Annotated in this window: 17 protein-coding genes; all 17 read left to right on the forward strand. The window is 56.9% G+C overall.

Annotated elements, in window-relative coordinates:
- Positions 1 to 499: 499 nt before the first annotated feature.
- The 17 genes from ACJ8OK_RS02355 (at position 500) to ACJ8OK_RS02435 (ending at position 22991) form a co-directional block, all read left to right on the forward strand.
- Entirely contained in the window at positions 500 to 1075 is a 576-nt protein-coding gene (locus ACJ8OK_RS02355; RefSeq protein WP_004935315.1) for a helix-turn-helix transcriptional regulator, read from the forward strand.
- 108 nt (positions 1076 to 1183) lie between these two features.
- Positions 1184 to 2053 (forward strand): hypothetical protein, encoded by an 870-nt coding sequence (locus tag ACJ8OK_RS02360; RefSeq protein WP_033632663.1) that lies wholly within the window; start codon positions 1184 to 1186, stop codon positions 2051 to 2053.
- Positions 2054 to 2087: 34 nt separating this feature from the next.
- Complete coding sequence (locus tag ACJ8OK_RS02365; RefSeq protein ID WP_442530367.1) at positions 2088 to 7874, forward strand: amino acid adenylation domain-containing protein; 5787 nt, start codon at positions 2088 to 2090, stop codon at positions 7872 to 7874.
- A 1-nt stretch (position 7875) separates the two neighbouring features.
- The gene (locus ACJ8OK_RS02370) at positions 7876 to 8703 is read left to right on the forward strand and encodes a Cof-type HAD-IIB family hydrolase (protein ID WP_004935307.1); all 828 of its coding nucleotides are present in this window, start codon (positions 7876 to 7878) and stop codon (positions 8701 to 8703) included.
- Between the two features lie 131 nt (positions 8704 to 8834).
- Positions 8835 to 9068: a hypothetical protein gene (locus tag ACJ8OK_RS02375; protein ID WP_004935304.1), complete on the forward strand. Its 234-nt coding sequence runs from the start codon at positions 8835 to 8837 to the stop codon at positions 9066 to 9068.
- A gap of 84 nt (positions 9069 to 9152) precedes the next feature.
- A complete protein-coding gene (locus tag ACJ8OK_RS02380; protein WP_442530368.1) occupies positions 9153 to 9551 on the forward strand; it encodes a hypothetical protein in 399 nt (132 codons plus the stop codon).
- Positions 9552 to 9621: 70 nt separating this feature from the next.
- Positions 9622 to 11130: a PhoPQ-activated protein PqaA family protein gene (locus tag ACJ8OK_RS02385; RefSeq protein WP_033632665.1), complete on the forward strand. Its 1509-nt coding sequence runs from the start codon at positions 9622 to 9624 to the stop codon at positions 11128 to 11130.
- A 639-nt stretch (positions 11131 to 11769) separates the two neighbouring features.
- Positions 11770 to 12309, forward strand: a complete 540-nt coding sequence (locus ACJ8OK_RS02390; RefSeq protein WP_004935293.1) for a fimbrial protein — start codon at positions 11770 to 11772, stop codon at positions 12307 to 12309.
- 56 nt (positions 12310 to 12365) lie between these two features.
- On the forward strand, positions 12366 to 13049 hold the full coding sequence (locus tag ACJ8OK_RS02395; RefSeq protein ID WP_033632666.1) for a fimbrial biogenesis chaperone: 684 nt from the start codon (positions 12366 to 12368) through the stop codon (positions 13047 to 13049).
- Positions 13050 to 13103: 54 nt separating this feature from the next.
- Positions 13104 to 15680, forward strand: coding sequence for a fimbria/pilus outer membrane usher protein (locus ACJ8OK_RS02400; RefSeq protein ID WP_033632667.1), 2577 nt, complete (start codon positions 13104 to 13106; stop codon positions 15678 to 15680).
- Between the two features lie 42 nt (positions 15681 to 15722).
- Positions 15723 to 16664, forward strand: a complete 942-nt coding sequence (locus ACJ8OK_RS02405) for a fimbrial protein (RefSeq protein ID WP_004935283.1) — start codon at positions 15723 to 15725, stop codon at positions 16662 to 16664.
- Between the two features lie 136 nt (positions 16665 to 16800).
- Positions 16801 to 17160, forward strand: coding sequence for a hypothetical protein (locus ACJ8OK_RS02410; RefSeq protein ID WP_004935280.1), 360 nt, complete (start codon positions 16801 to 16803; stop codon positions 17158 to 17160).
- A 73-nt stretch (positions 17161 to 17233) separates the two neighbouring features.
- A complete protein-coding gene (locus ACJ8OK_RS02415) occupies positions 17234 to 18529 on the forward strand; it encodes an HlyD family secretion protein (protein ID WP_004935276.1) in 1296 nt (431 codons plus the stop codon).
- Complete coding sequence (locus ACJ8OK_RS02420) at positions 18516 to 20651, forward strand: peptidase domain-containing ABC transporter (protein ID WP_021505808.1); 2136 nt, start codon at positions 18516 to 18518, stop codon at positions 20649 to 20651. The genes ACJ8OK_RS02415 and ACJ8OK_RS02420 overlap by 14 nt, the downstream gene beginning before the upstream one ends.
- A gap of 116 nt (positions 20652 to 20767) precedes the next feature.
- A complete protein-coding gene (locus ACJ8OK_RS02425) occupies positions 20768 to 20968 on the forward strand; it encodes a hypothetical protein (protein ID WP_015378375.1) in 201 nt (66 codons plus the stop codon).
- A gap of 76 nt (positions 20969 to 21044) precedes the next feature.
- Positions 21045 to 21443: a type II secretion system pilot lipoprotein GspS gene (gene gspS / locus ACJ8OK_RS02430; protein WP_442530369.1), complete on the forward strand. Its 399-nt coding sequence runs from the start codon at positions 21045 to 21047 to the stop codon at positions 21441 to 21443.
- 114 nt (positions 21444 to 21557) lie between these two features.
- Complete coding sequence (locus tag ACJ8OK_RS02435; protein ID WP_442530370.1) at positions 21558 to 22991, forward strand: EmmdR/YeeO family multidrug/toxin efflux MATE transporter; 1434 nt, start codon at positions 21558 to 21560, stop codon at positions 22989 to 22991.
- Positions 22992 to 23011 lie beyond the last annotated feature (20 nt).

Raw genomic sequence — 23011 nt, forward strand, 5'->3', positions numbered from 1 at the left:
AATATGGTTATACTCTGTTTAATAGGGTCTGCGATGACCCCACCGCCTCGTGCGAAAAAAGCATTATCCTGCCTTTATCATAAGTAAATTCCTAATGCATAAACGGATTCTCTTAACAATCAATGTCGCGCAATGTTATGTTCTATATTATGTGTTTTTTCGATATTTATCTGGATATATTGCGCTCTTGGAGTAAAATTAACGTATCAGAGAAAAATCTTAGCACCGTGATGCTGATGGCAATGATGCCTTATAAATATATCTTACGATAACAATTTCCCTTGCGAAGCGCGGCAGCTTACCGCGTCTTGCTTTTGTATGCTCTCCAGGGCAGATGATTTATATAACCCTATATAAAATGCACTTTTGCGAGGCATGGTCTTTTTTGCTTCGCCTAGAACGCTTTTTTATTAAAAAGCACGTTAAAACAAAAAATAATCACAGCAATGATATTGCAGTAAGGAGAGTGAGCAAGCGTAGTCAAAAGGGAGGTTTGTTAATGGAGCGCGTCAATATCGCTATTGTGGATAAAAATCAATTCTTCAAGCTGGGGTTGAGTCTTGCCTTGCAAGAAGGTTTTCTCACGAATGGCATTAAGGCCAAGATCACGGGAGAAGAACGTGCCAACATCATATTCAGGGCGCCGGACAAGCGGGTGTCCATAAATTTTTGCCATACCCAGCTTTTGCAGGGCAACTTTTCTTCTATTCCGCTCTATTTTTCAATATTGGAGCATAAAAAGACATTCCCTAAAATTCATTGCAATTTGGAGGCCGGAAGTATTACGCGCAAAGACAGTGTGGCGGCGATCGTGGACAAGGTCATGTTCTGCTATCGCAAGAAAAATAGTTTGGTTTCAAGCTATTGCCCGCGTTGTCGTACCCAGCTGACCTTTAGCGAGGGGAAAGTGTGCCGTTTGATCCATTTGGGTTATTCACAAAACCAAACGGCGATGTTGCTCGGCATCAGCCCGAAAACGGTGAGTATTCATAAACGTTCGGCCATGAGAAAACTGAACATCGATAATAATATTGAATTTTTGCGCTGGCTAAAAATGCACAGCGACTCTTGTTAATCAGGGAAAGGAAGCGAACGGTCCGGCGCCGTATTGTCAACGGCGCTGTGCGGTCATCTTTTATTGATTTCCGCCTAGCATGGAATCGGTTTTATAGGGAGATAAAACATGGCTGTCTTTGTGAGGGAAGCGGTTTCTCATAATCATTTCAAATTATTGCAGGAGCTTTATGGCAGAGATTTGGGCGGGGAGCGTTTCCTGCACTGGAAGCATTTGCTCGATCCGCATTGTGGGGCGCCGATGGAAAAAACGGGCATATTTTACAAGGATCAAGAACGTTATCTCGGGATGTTTGTATCCAGTTTTTATCCTTTTAAAATCAACAAATTGTCTTTTAATGTCAATATGCTTGGCGATCTTGGGATCCACCGTCAGGTCAAATCTTCCACCGTCTTGAAAGACTTTTTCCTGCAGGCTAAGCGTTCGGATGTGGCGGCGGATATCTGCTTTTCCGATGACAGGAAGATCAGGGTTTATGAAAAGATTTTCAGAAAGTATTTAACCACCAATACGCAAATCTATCCCTTCGTCGAATTAACCTTAAAGCCTGATAAGTTTATGGCCTTTCGTTTTACCGAGGGCGGCCAAGCGCGGCAGGCCAGTTTTATCAATAATCTGGGGCGAGAAAAAGATCATCGCGCATTTGAATATATTGAAAAACATCCTCTGTATCATAAAATTCATTATATCAATAAAGGCAATCTCTACGCTGTGATTGGCTGTTCCAGTGAGTGTGCCGAACTTTTGGATATTTCCAATCCTTCCAGGGAGTGTTTTTCCTGGGCCATCGGCGTTTGTCGGCACCTGCATAGCCGTTGCAAAGTGATGATCCCTACTGGTTTTTACAAGTCGATTTGCGCTCAGGCGGCGGAGGTCATTGCAGAAAAACGCATCAACATGCTGATCGGTTATTACTCAGAAAAGATAAGCGAGCTGATGCCGAAAGAGGTTTGGGTATGCCGCATGGATCGCCGTTAAGCAGGGCACGTGTATTCTAAATGGAGTGTTTGTCATGGAAGAGATTCCTGTATCACCCTATTCAAAAGTTTTTATCGATGAATATGACCGCCATCCAGAGGGCTGTAATTACAACGTATTGGTGCTGCAGCGTATTGAGGGCGCGCTGGATCCCATCAGATTACAAGCTGCGCTGAATGCGCTGGTGCAAGATCATGTCCTGCTGAACAGCCATATTCATGAACAGAATGGCGAGCTGTATTGGCGTCGCAATGACGCAATCCATCCTTTGCAGCATTACACGGACCGCACGCTGCTGACCCAAGTGATTCGCCAGCCCTTCGACATTTACCGCGGGCCGCTTTATCGTTGGGCGCTTTTCGCCGAGGGGGCGGGGCGCTATACCCTGGCGCTGGTGGGCCATCATCTGGTGATCGACGGCGCGTCTTCCGACGAGTTTTTCTCATTGGTGAGCCATTACTATGGTCAACAGCGGCTGTCGACACGCCTCGAGGCGGCCGAGATTGCCGCCATCAACCGGCAGCTGCAGCGCGAGGTTGAACAACTGGCCGCCGACGGAGCGCTGGCGCACTGGCGGGCCGAAGCGGCAAATTTGGGCGCGATAGACGTGCCCTTTGAGAAAAGCGGCGCCGTGCGAAACGATGAGGCGGCCGAGCTGCGTTTCCAGGTGCCCAAAGCGCAATGGAAAGCGCTGAAGCAGGGCGCGGGAATACGGCGAATGAATGACTTTCTGGCGTTGCTGGTGCTGTGGGGCATCTTGATGGCGCGCAGCGGCAATCAGGAAACGGTCTATATCAGCTATCCGGTGTCGATAAAAAAGGGGCAAAGATTTGCGCTTGGCGGGCATGTAAACACCAGCGTGATGCCCCTCTCGCTGCGTGATGGCGAAGGCTTCGCCGCCGTTTATCAACGCGCGCTGGCGTTTATTACCGCCGCGGCGCCGCACTCGCGCCAACGGTTTAACCAACTGCCCACGCAACAGGTGGTGCAGGCGCTGGGGATCCGCGCGATGCCGATTTCCTTTGCCCAGACCAACCTGCGCGATGCGGCCTTGGCGCTGGCCGATTGCGCCACTTCGCCGCTGTTTGAAGCCAACCACGATATGGCCAGCGCGTCGCTTTCCCTGGAATATGAAGATCGGGCCGACAGCGATGCCTTGCAGTTCCGGCTGCGTTTTCGTCAGGACATGTTTGACGAAGAAGATATGCGCGGCTGCGCGGAACATTTCATGCGCTTGATGCAAGCGGCGATGCGCGCGCCTGACGCGCCTTTACGCCACCTCGCCTTTTATCCCGCCGCCGACATGCCGCCAGATGACGACGCGGCCCCCGCGTTGCCGAGAGAAACCCTCAGCGCCCGGTTTGAGGCGATCGCGCTGCGTTATCCGGATAAGATTGCGCTGGAGTTTGAGGGGCTGCATGTCAGCTACCGTGAGCTGAACGGCATGGCGAATAGCCTGGCGCGCGAAATTGCGCTCCGCTACCAAGCGCTGACCGGGGGCGCCCCCCAGGCGGATACGCTGATTGCGCTGTACAGCGAGAAAAGCCTGGAAATGGTGGTGGCGCTGCTGGCGGTGCTGAAAACCGGTGCGGCCTATGTGCCGCTCTCCTGCAATTATCCTCAGGCGCGCATTCGGCATATTCTCGAAGAAACGCGCGCGCCGGTGCTCATCGCCGGGGAAAGCCTGCAGTCGGCCGCCGAGGCGCTGGCGGCGATGATGCCGCACGCCGTGTCCGTCCTCGCGCTGGGCGATCTGAACCGCCTGCCGCACGAGCGGCAGAATCTGCCGGCCGTCACCGGCGCCGACCGGCTCGGCGCGGTGATCTATACCTCGGGATCGACGGGGATCCCGAAAGGCGTGATGCTCGAGCAACACGCGATGTGCGGGTTGGCGACCGCGTCCGGCATCGCTGTCACGCCCGATGACGCGTTGCTCTTCCTCTCGAGCCCGGCGTTCGATGCGGCGACGTTCGAGGTGTGGGGCGCATTGCTCAACGGCGCCAAATTGGTCGTCGTGCGCGACACGGAGGATATCGCCGGCGATGTGCCGCAGCTGGAAGCCTTGCTGCGTCGGCAGCAGGTATCGATTCTGTGGGCGACGCGCAGCCTGTTCGATCATCTTTACCTCAGTCACCCCGACCTGTTCGCCGGGCTGCGCTGTCTGCTGGTGGGCGGGGAGGCGCTGACCGCCACGCTGATGCAGCGCCTGGTGCGGCAAGCCAACCGCCCGCAGCAGGTCATCAATGGCTATGGCCCGACGGAATGCACCACGTTCACCACGATGTACGCCATCGCGGCGGACGAAACCCGCAGCAGCATCCCGATTGGGCGAGCCATACCGGGGCGCGAACTTCATGTGCTGGATCGCTGGCTGCAGCCGTTGCCGCCAGGGCTGGCCGGCGAGCTGTATATCGGCGGAGACGCGCTGGCGCGCGGCTATCTCAACCAGCCGCAGCAGACGCAAGAGCGTTTCATTACGCTGAACGGGCGACGCTTGTATAAAAGCGGCGATCGGGTGCGAGAGTTGCGCGACGGCAACCTGGAGTATCTCGGCAGAAACGATTGCCAGGTAAAAATCCGCGGTTTCAGAATTGAACTCAGCGAAATAGAGAATACGATCAATGCGCTGGAGGGCGTCGAGAAATGCGTCGTGGTGGATGTCGTCCATCGCGATAGCAAGCGCCTTGCCGCTTATGTGCTGATGGCGCGGGGCGAGCCGCTGGATCCTGCCGATTTGCGCGCCCGGCTGGAGCGGATCCTGCCGGATTACATGGTGCCGTCCAGCTATGTCGCGCTCGACGAGATACCGCTGACGGTGAACGGCAAGCTGGATCGCACGGCGCTGCCCGCGCCGCAATTCGCGCAAAGCGAGCGATATGCCGCGCCGCAGAACGCGCTGGAGGCGTTGATTTGCGCCCTGTGGGCGGAGATCCTCGGCGTTGAACGGGTAGGGGTGGATGACGACTTCTTTCGTCTGGGCGGCGATTCGATCCAAAGCATCGTGTTCACCAGCGAATTGAGCAAGTCGGGCTATCACAGCAACTCGCGTGCGGTGTTCGAAACCCGGAATGCGCGGGCGCTGGCCAAGCGCATTTTGCAGCAACGGGAGGCGATTGCGCCGCTCAATGAACAGGGCGAGCTGCAGGGCGAATTCGAATTGCTGCCGATTCAGCGCTGGTACAACGAGCAGCCGCCGCAACATCGCGCCTTCTTCAACCAGACTTTTTTGGTGCGGGTGCCGCCGATGTCCGCCGAGCGCGTGGCCGATCTGGTGAACGGGCTGGCGTCGCGCCATGACATGCTGCGCGCGCGGTTTAGCGCCGACGACGCCGGCGCGCTGGTCGCGCAGCGCTATCTGTCGGTGGCCGACGGCGGCCCTTCATGGGGATACTATGACCTGGCGCTTTGTCGCCAAAGCCGCGCCGAACTTCTGCATCAATGGCAATCGGGGTTTGATCCGGTAGAAGGGCCGCTGTGCCGCTTCGTCTACATTTTCGACAGCAGCGCGCCCGGTTACGCGCTGATGTTCTGCGCATTCCATCATCTGATCATCGACGTGGTGTCCTGGCGCATCATCGTCAGAGACATGCGACGGTTGCATCAGGGGGAATCGCTGTCGGCGAAAGGCACCAGCTACCGGCAGTGGGGCGAGACGTTAAGGCACTACGCGGCGAGCCGGCATGACCAATGCGCTTACTGGTTGGCGATGATCGCCGGGCAACCCGATTACGCCACGCTCAGCGAGGGGGCGCAGAGTCCGGCGTTTTGCCGCTTCGAGTGCGACGCGGCGTTGACGACGCTGTTGATGGACAGCTGTCATCAGGCCTACCGCACCTCGATCCGCGATGTGTTGCTGGCGGCGCTGGCGCCGGTGCTGCAGGCCTGGCATGGCCGTGCGGACAGTTACCTGACGCTCGAACACCATGGCCGCGATATCAATGACGATAAGATCCAGCTCGACGACACCGTCGGCTGGTTCACCGCCTTACTGCCTTTGCGCATCACCGCCCATCAGAGCCCAAAACACACGCTGCGCGCCATCAAGGACGCATTAAGAAAGATGCCGGATCACGGCATCGGCTATTCGGCGCTGAAATACGGTTCAGCGTCGGACGACGAAGCGATAGCCTGCCTGCGGCGCCACCGCTTGCCGGCCATTTCATTCAACTATCTCGGGGTCTTTAACGAACAGACTGACGACGCCTTGTGGGCCTTGATCGACCAAACGGCGGATCTGGAAAACGGCGCGCTGCCGGCGAGCGACAATGTGCTGGATCTGGTGCTCTACGTGCACGGCGACCGACTGAGCATCGTGATGTCGGGCTTATTGCCGCAGGCGACGCTGGCCCGGATCGGTTCGCACTATCGGGAGAGCCTGTCGGCGCTGGTCGCACACTGTTGCCACGAGGCGAGCCAGGGCGTTCGCCTCGCCAGCCCGGGGGACTTCCCCCATGCCAACGTCAGCCTCGCCGAGTTGGACCGCTGGCAGCAACGTCATCGCATCGCCGCCGTTTTCGAGGCTACGGTCACGCAGCGGGAATTGATGTATTTCAACCGGCTTAACCGCGAGTATCAGATCGATCAGGCCGTTTATGAGGTGGCCGGCCCGCTGCAGCCGGAGGTGTTGAACCAGGCCTGGTCGCTGGCGCTGCAGCGATTTGAAATGCTGCGCGCCGGGTTCGGCGATCAAACCCGCCGTGGGCGGCCAAACGTCTTCATCTGCGAGACTCTGCAGGCGCCGATCGCGATCGAGGATTGGACCGATGCGCCGCCGTCCTTGCTGGAAGAAAGGATGGAAGCGCTGTTGGCCCGGGAACGAGAAACCTCGTTTGAGCTGGATGCGCCGCCGTTGATCCGCTGGCGCCTGATCAAGTTGAACGCCGATGAGCACTATCTGGTGCAGACCTTTAACCATATCTTGTTCGACGGTTGGTCCCTCGGCGTTCTGTTCGAACACTGGTTCAACGACTACCTCACCTTGCTGGAAGGGGGCGCGCCGGCGCTGGAAATTAACCGATTTGAGCCTTTCGCCGCTTATGTGCGCGCGCACGGCGACGATCCCGAGGCGCAGGCATTCTGGGCGAACTATTTGCGCGGGGCGCCGGTCAACCAACGTTTGCCGTTGAGCGCTGCGCCGGATGCCGCGCCGCAGGGGCGACGCATGCGGCAATATGGCGCGGAATTCAGCGCGGAACAGGTGGCAAGCCTCACCGCGTTTTGCCGGCGCCAGGGGATCACGGTCAATCAACTGACGCAGCTGGCCTGGATGCTGGCGCTGGCCGAAGCGCTGGCCTGTGACGATATCGCGATCGGCACGACCATGAGCGAGCGCCCGGCGGACATTGAGCAGGTGCAGACGCTGTTTGGCCTGTGTGTCGCCAGCCCGGTGCTGCGCCTGCAGGCGATTCGCCGCCGGCCCATTTATGCGTTGCTGGCCGATATCGCGGCTTCCCAGACGCTGAGGCAGAAGTACGCCTTTTCCGAACTGAACCGCTACGACGAACAATGGGTGCCCACTTCGCCGTTCGGCAGCCTGTTTGTGTTTGAAAACATGCCGCAACCGCAGAAGGATCCGCGCTTGCCGTTTACGTTCCAGGTGACGGATATCGTCAGCGGCAGCAACCACCAGACGGTGCTGTGTTTGTTCCCCGAAGCGGAACGGCTCGCCATTTCACTGTTTTATGATTCTCACGAGATAGCTCAGGAGACCATCGTTGCGGTAGGGCGCCGTTTTCAGGCCATTGCGCTCGCGATCGCCCACCTTCCGCCCGACAGCGAAATCCGCGCCGAAGACGGGATTATCCAGGCGGAGGAGGCGTGATATGTGGCTTGCTATCGACGGCAAAATAAAATACCGGGCGATCGTGAGCGATCTTGACGGAACCTTGCTGGATCCTGCCGGGAATCTGTCTGATCTGACGGTGGAAACGCTCAATATCCTGCATGCCCGCGGGCTGGAAATCGTCATCGCGACAGGCCGTTGCGATGCGGATGCGCGCGGGATTGTGGATGGCTTGGGGTTCTCGCCGGCGATCGTCTCCTGCAATGGCGCGATGGTCAATATCGAGGGGCGGCCGGTGGCGGATAAAAGCTATTTCCTGCCTCGCGACAGCCAAATGATGTTGATGGATTACCTCTTCGCCTGTCCGCTCCACGTGACGTTGTTCACCCAGGAAGGATGGATGATGGCCGAAGAGAATCCGCATTTTGCCGACTATATCAAAACCTCGGGCGTCGCTTGCCGCTATGTCGAGCCGGAGGCGATGAAACGGCAACCGATCCTGAAAGTGCTGCTGCAGGGTGAAGCGGCGCTGATCGAGCGATTTTACGACGAGGTCAGTCAGGCTTTCGGAAAAACGCTGTCCATCTGTAAGTCCTCTGCGGAAACGATAGACATCATGGATAAGCATATTTCCAAGGCCAGAAGCGTGGCCGACTATCTGAGCGCCAAACAGATAGCGATGCGCGATTGCCTCTCTTTCGGCGATGCGATGAACGATTTGGACATGCTGCGCTGGGCCGGAACGGGGGTGGTGATGGGCAATGCGATGGGCGAATTGAAGCGCGCGCTGCCGTTTAACCCGATTGCGTTGCCCAACAGCCGCAATGGCGTTGCCGATTATCTCTGCCGTGAGTTCGGCCTGTTCTGACATTGTCACCGCCGCGCGGGTGAACGCATTGGCAACAGGGTCTTTCGTGGGCAGATAACAAGGAGGTGAACAAACAGTGAGAGTTTCATTTTTTCATTACTAAACATGTCGATAAATACAAAGGAGACAGTATGAAAGAACTGACTGAAGCAGAAGTCATGGCGGTTTCCGGCGCAGGCATCGCTTCCGATGCCGGCAAAATCCTGGGCAATGGCATTGGCGCCATCGTAGATGCCGGTACCGGTCTATTCGGGATCCACGCGGATGCGGCGGGCGCCGGCGCCAAACTCGGTGAGGGCATTGGCGCCGTCATCGATGCCGGTATTAGCGCCTTCTCGCAGCTGTTTGGCCGTAAATCGTCATAAGCCCGGCCCTTAATGAAAAGTGCCCGCAAGGGCACTTTTACCTCGCACATGTCGGGAGCCGGAAGAACGGCAAAGGGAGAGTTCATGGCGAATAAAATCATCTTGATCATGGCCATCAACCTGTTCGTGGCGGTGGCGTTGGCGGTGTTTAACTTTATCTATATCCAAAAGAAGGTGGATATACGCGTCCCCAATGACGCCACGCCCTTTCAGGTGACCGAGAAAGCGCAGGGCAGGATCGTCTCCATGCAGCAGACCTCGGTATTTCTGAACAACAATCCTGTGGTGGCGTTTACGTTGGAAATCAACGCCAGGCGCAAACAGTTTACGATCGCTGACCATCGGGAGGTCGTGCTGTATATCGCCATGAGCCGTTATGAGGAAAACGGCGTTTACAGCCTATTGCTGGGCGAGAACGACAGGGACGTGGCGTTCGAAAAGGACAGCTTTGGCTATCCGATACGCTTTCATCAGGTGCTCTAGGCGCGCGGAAGGTTTCCTGCCGCCAGGCGGCGTAAAAGGGATTTGCCACGGACAAAGGGGGGAGGAAAAAATGCTAAAACGCATCGGATACATCGCGCTGATTTGCCTGGCCTTAATCGGCGGCCGGCAGGCCATGGCGGCAGAGGAAGATCGCTGCTTTGCGGACGAACATTCCGCCTTGCACACCGTTATTCCTTGTTATAACAATCAGTTGGCGATATTGCCTCTGTCATATTCGTTAAAGGGCGTGGATAACGGCCATGACGTGTCGATACGTCATTATCGGTTGATGTCGCAATCCTGGTCGCCGCAAGACGCCATCCGGCCGACGCAATGGTGGCACGATGTGGATATTTATATCCCCAACGGGGCGCTTGCCCGTAAAGCGTTGGTGCTGATGAGCGATGACTGCGCTTGCGCCGCCGCAGGGGCGAGCGGGCCAGGCAAGCAAACTGCGGCGTTTTCCGTCGCCATGCCGGCGGCCTTGGCGGCGGAAAGTCACACCGTCGTGATTGTCGTCAACCGGCTGCCTTATCCGTACCTGGAATATCAAAATGAGGGGCGGCGTCGTGCGGGGGAGGATAGCCAGGCCCGAGGCTGGCGATTGTTCCTGGACGATGCGGATGAATACTTGATGATGCCGCTGGCGATCCCCATGACGGCGGCCTTGTCGCAAACCATGACGCTGGCGCAGCGCGAATTGAGCCGGTGGGGGATAGATAAATTCATCGTGGCGGGCGCGGCGAGCGGCGCAACCGCGGCGTGGCTGGCGTCATTGTCGGATGAGCGCATCGATGCCGTCGTCGCCATGTTCCCGGATGGGGTCGCGGCGCGGCAGGTCTTGAAGCATATCTATCGTACGTATGGCGGCCGTTGGCCGTTGGCGTTTCATCCTTATTACCAACTCGGCATCGATCGGCGCATAGAGACGCCGGCGTTCGATAAACTGATGCAAATAGCGGATCCCACCGCTTATCCGCCGCCGACGGCGGGAGCGCGGCCAGCGGTACCGAAATATGTCATCATCGCCAGCGGCGACGAACGTTATCCGCCGGACAGCACGCGATTCTATTTCAGCGCCTCAGCGGGAGAGGCTTCGCTGCGCGCGATTGCCGACGGGGATCGTGCGGCAAGTCGGCCGGCCGCCGAACGCGCCATATTGGCGATGATCAAGCGCCGCCAGCGCGATATCGCGTTGCCGACGATCGAGGTGCAAGGCAGCGCCGCGGATGCTGCGGTGCGCACGCTGCGTTTTTCCGAACCGCCGGCCACCGTGCGGCGCTGGAGCGCGCACAACCGCACGGCCCGAGATTTTCGTTATTCGTGCGGCGTACGCTTCACCCCGGAGCCGTTGGCCGCAGCGGAGGCCGATCGCGGCGAGTTTCGTCTGGCCGCCCCGGCGCAAGGCTGGGAGGCCACCTTTATCGAGGCGGTGTTCAACGATGGGTTTATCGCGACCACGCCGGTCTTTATCACGCCGGACGATAACTATCCGTCCGCCGTTCCCGCGGGCGATGGCCTGGCGTGTGAAACCCTACCCGGCAGAGGGTTGGGTGAAGATTATCGCCATGACGATTAATTAGCGGCGCCGAAAAACAATAAGGCGGCAATGCGTTATTCTGCGCGACAGAGCGCATTGCCGCCTTATTTTCGAAATAGTGAACGGCGCCAGACAGAATATTTCTGCGTAACGCCATTTTCTCGTTGTCACATGACCGCGCCGGTTTCACGAACGGCGAACGCCTTATTCTCCCTCCTGTTTGATAAACCGTTATCGCCATGCTTTTGCTATTCTGCCGCCCCTCTCGCTGCCGCCGCGTCGTGATGTCTTTCGTAATATAAATGTCATTTATTTCAGTCGATTTTTTTTCGCCAGGTTTTCATTTTACGGCGATGTCGCCCGATTTTCCGGCTGAGGGGAAAATGAGGAGGATCTGGCGAAAGCGCCTTCGAATAGCGCGATAATAACTTCCCTTGCGGCCAGATGAATGAATCAAGAAACGCCGATTTGGCGGTTTTTTCAAAATAAAATTAAGAATGATGCTAATTCTATTTGGGGTAATTATCTTTTCTCATCTTTACATTGATTTTATGTATTGCTAAAGGGGGAAAGCTAAGCATAATTAACTGTGAAAGGAGCGGGGCTCCTATTCTCCCTGTCCGGGTTCTCCGTGGCGGGGATATTTTGAAGTCTGTCTAATCAAAAGGAGAAGTACCCATGATGGAAAAAAAAGTGATTATGTTGGCATTTGTCGCGGCAGCGTGTTCAAGCGCTTTACCTGCTCTGGCAGCAGATGGTCAGGTTAATTTTACCGGGAATATTGTCGATGCTGCGTGCAAGGTCACGAATGACTTGAGTAATCCATTAAATGTTGTTTTGGGTGATGTGGCCCGAACGGCATTTGCGGGTGGCAAGGGATCAACGTCCAGCGCGACAAAATTCACGCTGGAAGTCACCGATTGTCCGGATACGGTAAAAAGCGCCACCGTTAAGTTTGACGGCGCGGCCGATAACGGCGACAGCAACGTATTACAGCTGACTCAGGAAACGGATGTCGCTACCGGCGTCGGTATCCAACTGTCTGATATTTCTAACAGTGTTCTGCCGCTTTACACGGCGTCGACGGCTTATCCGTTGGCTTCCGGCAGCGGCGTGAAAAATAACCTCGATTTTACCGCCCGCTATATTTCCACGCAGGCAGATGTGACCGCCGGTAAAGCCAATAGCGTCGCCACCTTTACGCTGAATTATAACTGATAATATTTTCTTGCCCGCTGGTTCACAGCGGGCTGTATTGCCTCGGAGATAATATTATGCGTTTTAATCGCTACGGCGCCTTAGCGGCTTTCATTATTTTATTGTTTGCGTCTACGGTTCACGCCGGCGTGGTGATTGGCGGGACGCGGGTGATATTCAACGGCGAAAAAAAAGAAGCGTCAATCAGCGTGGAGAATCCGGATAAAGAACCGTATTTGATTCAGTCCTGGCTGGAGAATCAACAAAGCGGGGTGGATAAAATCGCGTTTATCGTTACGCCGCCTTTATTTCGGCTGGACGGCAACCAGGAAAATATGCTGCGCATCGTGAAAGTGGGCGATGACTTACCGAAAGATAAAGAAAGCTTGTATTGGATGAATATTAAATCCATTCCTTCAACAACCCAGGCGGGTAAATCGAATACGCTGCAAATAGCGGTCAAGACCCGCATTAAATTGATTTATCGGCCGGCGCCGCTGCTCCGCCAGGTACCCGAAGAGGTGACGCAGCAGCTGAAATGGCAGCGTGTCGGTTCAGAATTAAAACTCACCAACCCAACGCCTTATTATATGAACTTCCATTATGTCCGTATCGGGGGGCGGGAAATGAAAGAGGTGGCGTATATCGCGCCGATGAGCAGCGAAATGTTTGCATTGCCCGTGGCGGGCGCAACGTCGGTAAGCTGGAAATTAATTAATGATTATGGCGGCACAGGTAAAGAACATCAGTCAGGTATTTAATCTGTAAGGGAAGGCAGAAAAAGGGATAAAACATTTCAATAATGGAGCTAATGAATGATAACTCAAAAGCGTATATTAGCGAAGCGGGATGCTTGGCTGAAACGCATAGCCTTATTCACGGTAACAACGGCGGTATGCGGCAATATGGCTAATCCCGCCTTCTCTCGTGATTATTTTAATCCGGCGTTGCTGGAAACCGGGCGCTCAGGCCAGCAGCACGTCGATCTGTCGATTTTTGAAAATGGCCAGCAGGTTCCCGGCACGTATCGGGTCGATATTTGGGTGAACGACATGCTGCTGGAAACGCGCGAGGTGTCGTTCGCTCTGCGAGCCGGCAGCGACGAGAAGGCCGATCTGCAGCCTTGTCTGACGCGGGAAGATCTGAAACGGCTTGGGGTGAAAGTTGAGCTGTTTCCCGGTTTGGCCGGCGCCGATCGCTGCGCGAATTTGGCCGCGATCCCACAGGCCTCGGCGCAATTTCAATTTAACCGCCAACGCCTGATGCTGAGTATCCCCCAGGCGGCGTTGGAAAATAAGGTGCGCGGATACGTTCCGCCGGAACAATGGGATGAAGGCCTGCCGGCGATGCTGCTGAACTACGGCTTCACCGGCAGCAACAGCAAGGGGCGCGATCGATTCACCCAGAGCGCAAGCAGTTATTACCTCAACCTGCGGCCGGGCTTCAACCTGGGCGCCTGGCGAGTGCGGAACTACACCACCTGGAGCTACAACAGCGCCGGCGGCGGGCGAGCGTCGGAGGATCGTTGGGACTCCGTCTATACCTACGCCCAGCGCAATATCATCCGCCTGAAAAGCTTGCTGACGCTCGGCGAAAGCAGCAGCCCGTCCGATGTGTTTGACAGCGTGTCGTTTCGCGGCGCGCAGCTGGCTTCCGATGACGACATGTTGCCGGAAAGCCTGCGTGGTTATGCGCCGGTGGTGCGCGGCATCGCGCGCAGCAATGCGCAAGTGGTCATTCGCCAAAACGGCTATGTCATCTACCAGAGTTACGTTGCGCCGGGCGCGTTTGAAATTTCGGACATGTACCCGACCGGCGGCAGCGGCGATTTGGAGGTGACTATCAAGGAGGCGGACGGCAGCGAACAGCACCTGACCGTTCCCTTCGCCAGCCTGCCGGTGCTGCAACGCGAAGGGCGGCTGAAATATGCGCTGACCTCGGGGCAATACCGCACTTACGATCACAGCGTGGATAAAAAGATCTTCTCGCAGGCCAGCCTGATTTATGGCTTGCCCGCCGGTTTCACCCTGTATGGCGGCGGCCAATTCGCCGGGCCGTATCAATCGCTGGCGTTGGGCCTGGGCAAGAACCTGGGCGAGTTCGGTGCCCTGTCGGCCGACGTCACCCAGGCGTGGGCAAAGCAGGAGCATCAACCGAAAAGCGATGGTCAGTCATGGCGCGTGCGCTACAGCAAAAATATCGTCGAGACGGGGACGAACTTCGCCATCGCCGGCTACCGCTATTCGACCAGCGGCTACTATGGGCTGCAGGAAGTGCTGGACACCTATCGCAGCGGCAACCGTTACGCCCCGATAGACCGCCGCAAAAATCGCGGCGAAATCACGCTGAACCAGAATTTATGGGAAGGGGCGGGGTCGCTTTCACTCAGCGCGGTCTCCGAAGACTATTGGGGCTCCGAGCGCAATATGCAGTCGCTGAGCGCGGGTTACAACAATAGCTGGAATGGCATCAGCTACGGTTTTAACTACAGCTACAGCCGGAATTCACAGGCTATTTACGGTGATTCGAACCGCGGGCGCATTTACGATCGCGATCAGATCTTCGCTTTCAACATCAGCGTGCCATTAGAGAAATGGCTGAGCAACACCTACGCCACCTACAACCTCAACACCAGCAAAAAAGGCAATACCAGCCATACGGCGGGCCTCAACGGCACGGCGCTGGCCGGCGGCAACCTCAGTTGGAGCGTACAGGAAGGGTATGGCAGCCAGGGCCAGGGCAACAGCGGCAACGCCAACGCCGACTGGCGCGCGACGTACGGCGAACTCACGGCGGGCTACGCCTACGATCGCAGTCAACAGCGCGTCAACTACGGGGTGAAGGGCGGGGTGATCGCCCATGAAGACGGCGTGACCTTCGGTCAACCGTTCGGCGAAACCGTCGCCCTGGTACAGGCGGCCGGCGCGAGCGATGTGGCGGTCGGCAATCAGGTCGGGGTGAAAACCGACTGGCGCGGCTACGCGATCGTTCCTTACGCCACGCCTTATCGCAACAATTCGATTCGCCTCGATGTCGACAGCTTGCCGGATGATGTCGATCTCGAGTTGACGAACCAGTCGGTCACGCCGACTCGCGGCGCGGTGAGCCGGGCGAATTTCAAAGCCAACGTCGGCAGACGGATTTTGATGAAGGTGACGGACTCGCAGGGGGCTCCTCTGCCGCTGGGCGCCAGCCTGCGTCTTGCCGAGGGGGCGACTCAGCCGTTTCTGGTCGGCGGCGACGGCGTGGTCTATCTGAGCGGCATGGCGGAAAAGGGCCTGCTCATCGCGCAGTGGGGCAGGAATGGCGAGAACCAATGCCGCATCCGTTATCAGTTGCCGGCGGAGCCGCCGTCAGCGGGTCTCCAAACCCTAAATGGCGTTTGCCAATAGATCTCGCTCTATCTCCATCATGACTTTTAAGTGAGAGTGAAAATGAACGTTTTTCTCAGGATATTCGGTTACGGCGCCCTGGTGTGGCTGGCGACGCTCACGACGGCGGTTTATGCCGGCACCTGTACCACCAACGCGAAAACCGCCCGCATGGGGTTGCTGACGCTGGCCGTGGATCCGCGCATCGAAGTCGGCGAGCAGCTGGCTGTTCGAACCGAGAACAGCATGAACGGCACGACGTTTTCTTTTCTTTGTTCCGGCTCGGTCGCCTATCGCTCCATGTCGCCACTGACGCCGAGCGCGCTGCCCGGCGTATTTGAAACGGGCATCGAGGGTGTGGGGGTGACGATTTCAGACTTATGGCAGAGCAATAAGAACGTGCCCGTCAACACGGCGATTTCGCCCAACTTGCTGACGCCGTGGATCAATCGAAACGATGTTCGGCTGACGTTTATTAAAACCGGCCCGATCAAAACCGGCGGCGATATGGGCGGGAAAATTATCGCCAGATATTATCTGGATTCGACCTCAATTTTGGATCTCAGTATTTCCGGCATGAAGGTCATTCAGAAAAGTTGCCTGGTTGATTTGAACTATAAAAATCAAACGGTGAATCTGGGCAGCCCTAAACGCAGCGAGTTTAATGGCGTCGGCAGCACGGCGGCGTCTTCCGAACGCAATTTTTCCGTGGTTCTGCAATGTCAGGAGGACAATATTCCGGTTCAGGTCACGTTCGAGGCGGCCGGAAATTCGCCAGGCGTGGGAATGATTGATATCGCCGACGGCGCTGATGCGGCGAAGGGCGTCGCCGTGGAAGTGTTGGATGAGAACCGTAATCCATTAACGTTTTCCAGACCGATCAATTACCACACCGCGGCTGAAAAAGAGATCAGGATCCCCTTGATGGCGCGCTATAAGCAAACGGGAGCCATTAGCCCCGGACAGGCTGACGCGGTGATGACATTCACCATTACGCAGAATTAAAGAGACCCCATTAAAAATATAATGTCGTCTGTTCGCGCGACATTATTGGTGGCATCAGGCGCTGCAGGCCGATGCCAATGCAATGACAACACGCATGTATGGCCGTGTTTGTCCGTTTAAATATGGAGATTAACCAATGAAAGAACTGTCAGTTATCGAAATGAACGAAGTGTCAGGCGCTTATTCCTGGGATATGAGCAATGGACTGTCGGGGCTGATTGGCAGCGCCGTTTCCAATGCCGCGGAAGCCGTTTCATCCATCGCTCTGGGCGCCTCCGTGGGCAGCATGGCGGGCGCCGTCATCGGCGGTAAGCACGGCGGCGACGGCGGCGGCCTGCTGGGCGTCGGTTCGATTGGCCAGGGCGTCGGCATGGTCGCCGGCGGCATCCTGGGCGGCGTAGCCAGCGGCGTGGCCGCAGCCGTTATTGGCTGGGACACCACGCTGGAATACTCCAAAAAAGGCCTCGATGGGCTGATTAACGGCACCATCAGCTAAATCCATACGCGGTCCAAAGCCGCAGCGTTCTCGCTGCGGCTGTCTCCCGGTCAGGCAAGCGCAGGTTCTTCCTATGAGTGATAATAAGAGCAGGAATATTTTCCGCCAGGAGGCGGTCAATTATCAACGTCAAAGATGGACCGGCAGGGCGCTGTTAATTTCCGGCGCGTCGAGCCATGTGATTGCCGCCACCTGTTTCACTTTTATTCTGATCCTGGCGGGCGCACTCTATTTTTGCGAGTACACGCGCCGGGTCGATGTTGAAGGCGAGGTGATCAGCATCCCGCATTCCACTAATGTGTTTTCCTCCCAATACGGCTACGTGAGCCAGGCATTTCATAAAGCCGGTGACGTCGTGGAAAAGGACGAGCCGCTGTATGTGATTGATGTCTCGAGAAGCACCACGTCCGGCAATGTCAGCCATATCGCGGCCAGCGAAATAAGCAAACAGATTAGCAATCTGGATTCGATAATCAGCAAGCTGAATAAAAATAAAACCGCCATGCTGGATAATTTGCGCAAACAGATCAATAGCTATGAAAACGCCTATAAAGAAACCGAGAAACTGAACCTCAGCGCCAAAGAGGGGATGGATAAAATGCGGGATAGCCTGAAAAATTACGAGCACTATTTGACGAAAGGCCTGATCACCAAAGATCAGTTAAATTATCAGCGTTCGCTCTTTCAACAACAGCAAAGCTCGTATCAGGCGCTCTACAGCCAAAAGATCCAGCAAAATATTCAGCTGTCGCAGTTGCGCAGCGATTTGCTGATTCGCGCCGCCGATTACGACAATCAGATATCGCAAAGCGAATCGCAACGCAGTGATTTACAACGCCAGCTGGCGGAGTCCAATGCCGGCGGCCAGGTCATTATCAAAGCGCCGCTCAAGGGGAAAATCGAGTCGTTGAGCGTGACCGCCGGGCAGGTGGTCGAGAGCGGCAGCAGTCTGGCGCAAATCAAACCGATTGATAACATCAAATATTATCTGGTTTTATGGCTGCCGAATAACAGTTTGCCCTACGTGAAAATCGGCGATGGCATCAACATTCGCTATGAAGCCTTCCCGTCGGATAAATTCGGTCAGTTTCCGGGAAAAATAGAATCCATCTCGTCGGTCCCCGCCTCCCCGCAGGAAATGTCGGAATACAGCAGCGGAAATAAAAGGGAAAGGAACGCCTACTACAAAGTGCTGGCGTCCATCAGCGACACGCAATTCAGCGATAAAGGCAAATATCTCGAAATCAGCAGCGGGCTGCAGGCCAGGGTCATCGTCTTCCTGGATAAGAAACCGCTTTATCAGTGGGCGATCGCGCCTTTGTATGACATAAAAAACAGCGTCGTGGGGCGAGTCGATGAAGGACAATAATCTCTTTGAACGGATCAACGAGAAGTTAACCTTCTCACTGCGCAAGCGGGTGCCGAGCATCTTGCAGTCGGAGTCATCGGAATGCGGCCTGGCGTGCCTCGCCATGATCGCCTCCTATTACGGGTTTAATGTGGACATGCTGAGCCTGCGGCAGCGATTCGGCATTTCCACCCAGGGCGCGACCCTGGGGACGATCTCTCAAATCGCGTCGCAAATCCAGCTGAAGACGCGCGCCTTGTCCCTGGACATCGACGAAATCAATCAGCTGAAAACGCCCTGCATACTGCACTGGAATATGAATCACTTCGTGGTGTTGGTTAAGGTGCAGCGCGCCGGTTTTGTCATTCACGATCCGGCCTTCGGGCGCCGAGTGATCGGGCTGCAGGAGATGTCGAATCATTTTACCGGCATCGCGTTGGAGCTGTGGCCCGACAGGGCCTTTCAAAAAGAGACCCTCAAGACCCGTTTGCGCCTGCTGGATTTGATGAAAAACATCGAGGGCCTGCCGGGGACGCTGCTCAAGATCTTTGCGTTATCGATAGTCATCGAGTCGGTCAACCTGCTGCTGCCGGTGGGAACCCAACTGGTGACCGACCATGTCATTCAGGCGCATGACTACAGCCTGCTGACGGTCATCTGTTTGGGGCTGATCTTCTTCACCTTGTTCCGCGCGGTGGTCAGCATCGCCAGGGCCTGGATCTCCATCGTGCTCGGGACGCTGACCGATATTCAGTGGAAGACGACGCTGTTTGAACACCTGATGAAGCTGCCGCTGGATTTTTTCGAAAAACGGCACCTGGGGGACATTCAATCGCGCTTTTCCTCGCTGGATGCGATCAGAACCACCTTTACCAATAATATCGTCAGCGGGATCATCGACGGCATCATGACGGTCGGGCTGTTCGCGATGATGATGGTCTACGGCGGCTGGCTGGTCTGGGTCGTGGCGGGCTTCACTCTGATCTACATCCTCATCAGGATGATGACTTACAGAACCTACCGTCAATTCTCGGAGGAGCAGATCGTCAAGGCGGCCAAGGCCAACTCGCATTTCATGGAGACGCTGTACGGCATCTCGACCGTCAAGGCGCTGGGCATCAAGGAAACGCGCTCCAGCTATTGGCTCAATCTGAACGTCGACGCCGCCAATACCAATATCAAAATCACCCGATTCAATATGATGTTCGGCGGGATCAATACCTTTATCACGACGCTCGATCAGGTGGCGATCCTGTGGCTTGGCGCCATGATGGTCATCGACAATTCCATGACGCTCGGCATGTTCATGGCGTTCAATGCCTATCGCGGCCAATTCTCTCAGCGGGCCTCGAGCCTGATCGATCTGGCGATCGGCTTGCGCATGCTGTCGCTGCACAATGAGAGGATATCCGACATCGTCTTTACCGATGCGGAGACGGAGTCCGCGCCGCGACAGGTTTTCCCCTCGGGCACGGGGATTGCCATTGAGGTAAAAAATCTTACGTATCAATATGACGCGCTGTCGCGGCCGATCTTCAAAGACCTGAACATGCGCATTGCGGCCGGCGAAAGCGTGGCCGTCGTGGGCGCCTCCGGCGCGGGCAAGACCACCTTGCTGAAGGTGATGTGCGGTTTGCTCAGCCCCACTTCCGGCCAGGTTTTGGCCGACGCGATGGATATCCATAAAGTCGGGGTGAATAACTACCGTAACGCGATCGCCTGCGTGCTGCAGGACGACCGGCTGTTCTCCGGGTCCATTGCGGAAAACATCAGCGGGTTTGAGGTCAATGCCAATAAAGAGCTGATCATGGCCTGCGCGATACACAGCAATATCCACGATGAAATCATGCAGATGCCGATGGGCTACGAAACCCTGATCGGCGAGTTGGGCAACGGCATCTCCGGCGGGCAAAAGCAACGTTTGTTTATCGCGCGCGCCCTCTATCGCCGCCCGAGCGTGCTGTTTATGGATGAAGCGACCAGCCATCTGGACGTTGAGAATGAGTCGGCGATCAACCGGGCGATATCTTCGCTGAATATTACGCGCGTGATCGTCGCCCACAGAAAGTCGACCATCGACTCGGCCGACAGGGTGGTGGTGCTGGGGGCCGGGAGCGGCGCGCCGGCAGGCGGCGGTGAATAAAGGGCGCTTGCCGGCGCCGGAGGCGAAGCCGGCAACGCAGGCTGTCCCCGCGACCCAAATCGCGGTAAAATGCAGCAGTTGACCCTATCGCATTCCATCAGGCCGTCGAACCCGCTATGAAAACGCGCAAACCGCGCCGCCCGCCCGGGCGGTGGATCTATTACATCCTGCATGAAGACATGCTGTGGCCTTGCCCGGTCAAATGGGAGTGGGAGAGCGGCTATAACGCCTGGTTGCCGTTTTACTATTCCCCCACGCTGGAATTCGTCGCCGGCAACCCCGCCCGCGCCACCAAGGTCAGCAGCGGCCGGCGCTAAGCGTGCTGCCCGCCTTGCCGCCCGGCATCCGCTCACCTAAGATCATTGCATCACCCACAGGTTTCCGGGAGCGTCCATGTCTACTCTGTTTCGCGCGTCTCTTTGCGGCGTAGCGGCGTTGTTGCTGCTTGCGGGTTGTCAGCAGACGGCGCATCAACCGGCGCCGCCGCTGCAGGCGCAATTGGATCACATCGCTTTGATGTTGGCCGGCGGGCATTTCCTGCGCGTGGACTGCGGGCGCAGCGAGATACCGGACGACGTGAAGCTGCAGCGCACCGCAATGCGCGCGGCGCAGCACCGCGGCTGGGACATGCAGGCGGCAGGGTATCGGCAGTTGCCGGCGCTCACCCAGGCGCGTTACCTGACTCTGCAACAGGATAGTCAACTGCTGACGGACAAATGCGCCACGCTCAGCCGCAGCACCGCGCGCTTTATCGCGGCGGCGCAGGCCGATCAGGAAGACTACATGGAGTAGCGCTACGGTGTGCCTGTCGGGCGCTCGCCACGGGCGCCCAAAAATTCTTTGCAGGATAACGATTTATCGCTCATCATTTGAAATGATGTTTCACTTTTATCCATCGAGCCCACCTTGAACCTGTATGCCGCACTGCGTCAGCGCGTGGAAAATACGCCCTGGTACGCCAAACGGAAAAGCTACCGCGTGCTGTTCTGGCGCGAAATCACGCCGCTGGCGGTGCCGATTTTTCTGGAGAACGCCTGCGTTCTGTTGATGGGGGTGCTGAGCACCTTTCTGGTGAGTTGGCTCGGCAAAGAGGCGATGGCCGGGGTGGGGCTAGCGGACAGCTTCAACATGGTGATCATCGCCTTTTTCGCCGCGGTGGATCTCGGCACCACCGTGGTGGTGGCCTTCAGCCTCGGCAAACGCGATCGCCGGCGGGCGCGGGCGGCCGCGCGTCAGTCGCTGGTGCTGATGACCGGCGTGGCGCTGCTGTTGGCGGCGGGCATTCACCTGGCGGGCGAACCGATCATTGATGTGATCGCCGGCGCGGCCTCGCCGGAAGTGAAAGCGCTGGCGCTCTCTTACCTGCAAACCACGGTGTGGAGCTACCCGGCGGCGGCGATTGCGCTGATCGGCAGCGGCGCCCTGCGCGGCGCAGGCAACACCAAGATCCCGCTGCTTATCAATGGCGGCATGAATATCCTCAATATCATCATCAGCAGCATCCTGATTTACGGCATGCTGGGCTGGCACGGGCTGGGCTTCGTCGGCGCCGGGCTGGGGCTGACGATTTCCCGCTATATCGGCGCCATCGCCATCCTCTATGTGCTGGCGATCGGTTTTAATCCGGCGCTGCACATCACGCTGAAAAGCTATTTCACGCTGCTGAAGATGAGCATCCTGTGGGAAGTGCTGGGGATCGGCATTCCCGCCAGCGTCGAGTCGGTGCTGTTTAACGGCGGCAAACTGTTGACGCAGATGTTCGTCGCCGGCATGGGCACCAACGTGATCGCCGGTAACTTCATCGCCTTCTCCATCGCTTCGTTGATCAATTTGCCGGGCAACGCGCTGGGCTCGGCTTCGACCATCATCGTTGGCCGGCGGCTCGGCAAAGGCGAGATCGGTCAGGCGGAACGGCAGCTGCGCCATATTTTCTGGCTGTCGACCCTTGGGCTGACCGCTATCGCCTGGGGCACGGCGCCGTTGGCCGGGGTGTTCGCTGCGTTTTATACCTCGCAGGATGACGTGAAAACGGTGGTGAAAACCCTGATTTGGCTCAACGCCGCCTTTATGCCGATCTGGGCCGCTTCCTGGGTGTTGCCCGCCGGACTGAAAGGCGCGCGCGACGCCCGCTTCGCCATGTGGGTGACGATGCTTGGCATGTGGGGCTGCCGCGTGGTGGCGGGCTACGCGCTGGGTATCGAACTGGGCATGGGCGTGGTGGGTGTCTGGTTGGGGATGTTCCTCGATTGGGCGGTGCGCGGCGCCTTGTTCTACTGGCGCATGGTCAGCGGGCGCTGGCTGTGGAAATATCCGCGAGCCAAACGCCGGGAGGCCGGGTAACGCCGGCCGCGGGGCACCGG

The sequence above is a fragment of the Serratia sp. CY71090 genome, assembly GCF_052166845.1.
GTDB classification, from domain to species: domain Bacteria; phylum Pseudomonadota; class Gammaproteobacteria; order Enterobacterales; family Enterobacteriaceae; genus Serratia; species Serratia nematodiphila.

Bases quoted from the DNA above. Each gene is read 5' to 3' on its own strand.
- ACJ8OK_RS02420 (WP_021505808.1), top strand. From the start codon at position 18,516: ATGAAGGACAATAATCTCTTTGAACGGATCAACGAGAAGTTAACCTTC.
- ACJ8OK_RS02355 (WP_004935315.1), top strand. From the start codon at position 500: ATGGAGCGCGTCAATATCGCTATTGTGGATAAAAATCAATTCTTCAAG.
- ACJ8OK_RS02380 (WP_442530368.1), top strand. From the start codon at position 9,153: ATGGCGAATAAAATCATCTTGATCATGGCCATCAACCTGTTCGTGGCG.
- ACJ8OK_RS02375 (WP_004935304.1), top strand. From the start codon at position 8,835: ATGAAAGAACTGACTGAAGCAGAAGTCATGGCGGTTTCCGGCGCAGGC.
- ACJ8OK_RS02405 (WP_004935283.1), top strand. From the start codon at position 15,723: ATGAACGTTTTTCTCAGGATATTCGGTTACGGCGCCCTGGTGTGGCTG.
- gspS (WP_442530369.1), top strand. From the start codon at position 21,045: ATGTCTACTCTGTTTCGCGCGTCTCTTTGCGGCGTAGCGGCGTTGTTG.
- ACJ8OK_RS02365 (WP_442530367.1), top strand. From the start codon at position 2,088: ATGGAAGAGATTCCTGTATCACCCTATTCAAAAGTTTTTATCGATGAA.
- ACJ8OK_RS02415 (WP_004935276.1), top strand. From the start codon at position 17,234: ATGAGTGATAATAAGAGCAGGAATATTTTCCGCCAGGAGGCGGTCAAT.
- ACJ8OK_RS02410 (WP_004935280.1), top strand. From the start codon at position 16,801: ATGAAAGAACTGTCAGTTATCGAAATGAACGAAGTGTCAGGCGCTTAT.
- ACJ8OK_RS02360 (WP_033632663.1), top strand. From the start codon at position 1,184: ATGGCTGTCTTTGTGAGGGAAGCGGTTTCTCATAATCATTTCAAATTA.
- ACJ8OK_RS02390 (WP_004935293.1), top strand. From the start codon at position 11,770: ATGATGGAAAAAAAAGTGATTATGTTGGCATTTGTCGCGGCAGCGTGT.
- ACJ8OK_RS02400 (WP_033632667.1), top strand. From the start codon at position 13,104: ATGATAACTCAAAAGCGTATATTAGCGAAGCGGGATGCTTGGCTGAAA.
- ACJ8OK_RS02425 (WP_015378375.1), top strand. From the start codon at position 20,768: ATGAAAACGCGCAAACCGCGCCGCCCGCCCGGGCGGTGGATCTATTAC.
- ACJ8OK_RS02395 (WP_033632666.1), top strand. From the start codon at position 12,366: ATGCGTTTTAATCGCTACGGCGCCTTAGCGGCTTTCATTATTTTATTG.
- ACJ8OK_RS02370 (WP_004935307.1), top strand. From the start codon at position 7,876: ATGTGGCTTGCTATCGACGGCAAAATAAAATACCGGGCGATCGTGAGC.
- ACJ8OK_RS02385 (WP_033632665.1), top strand. From the start codon at position 9,622: ATGCTAAAACGCATCGGATACATCGCGCTGATTTGCCTGGCCTTAATC.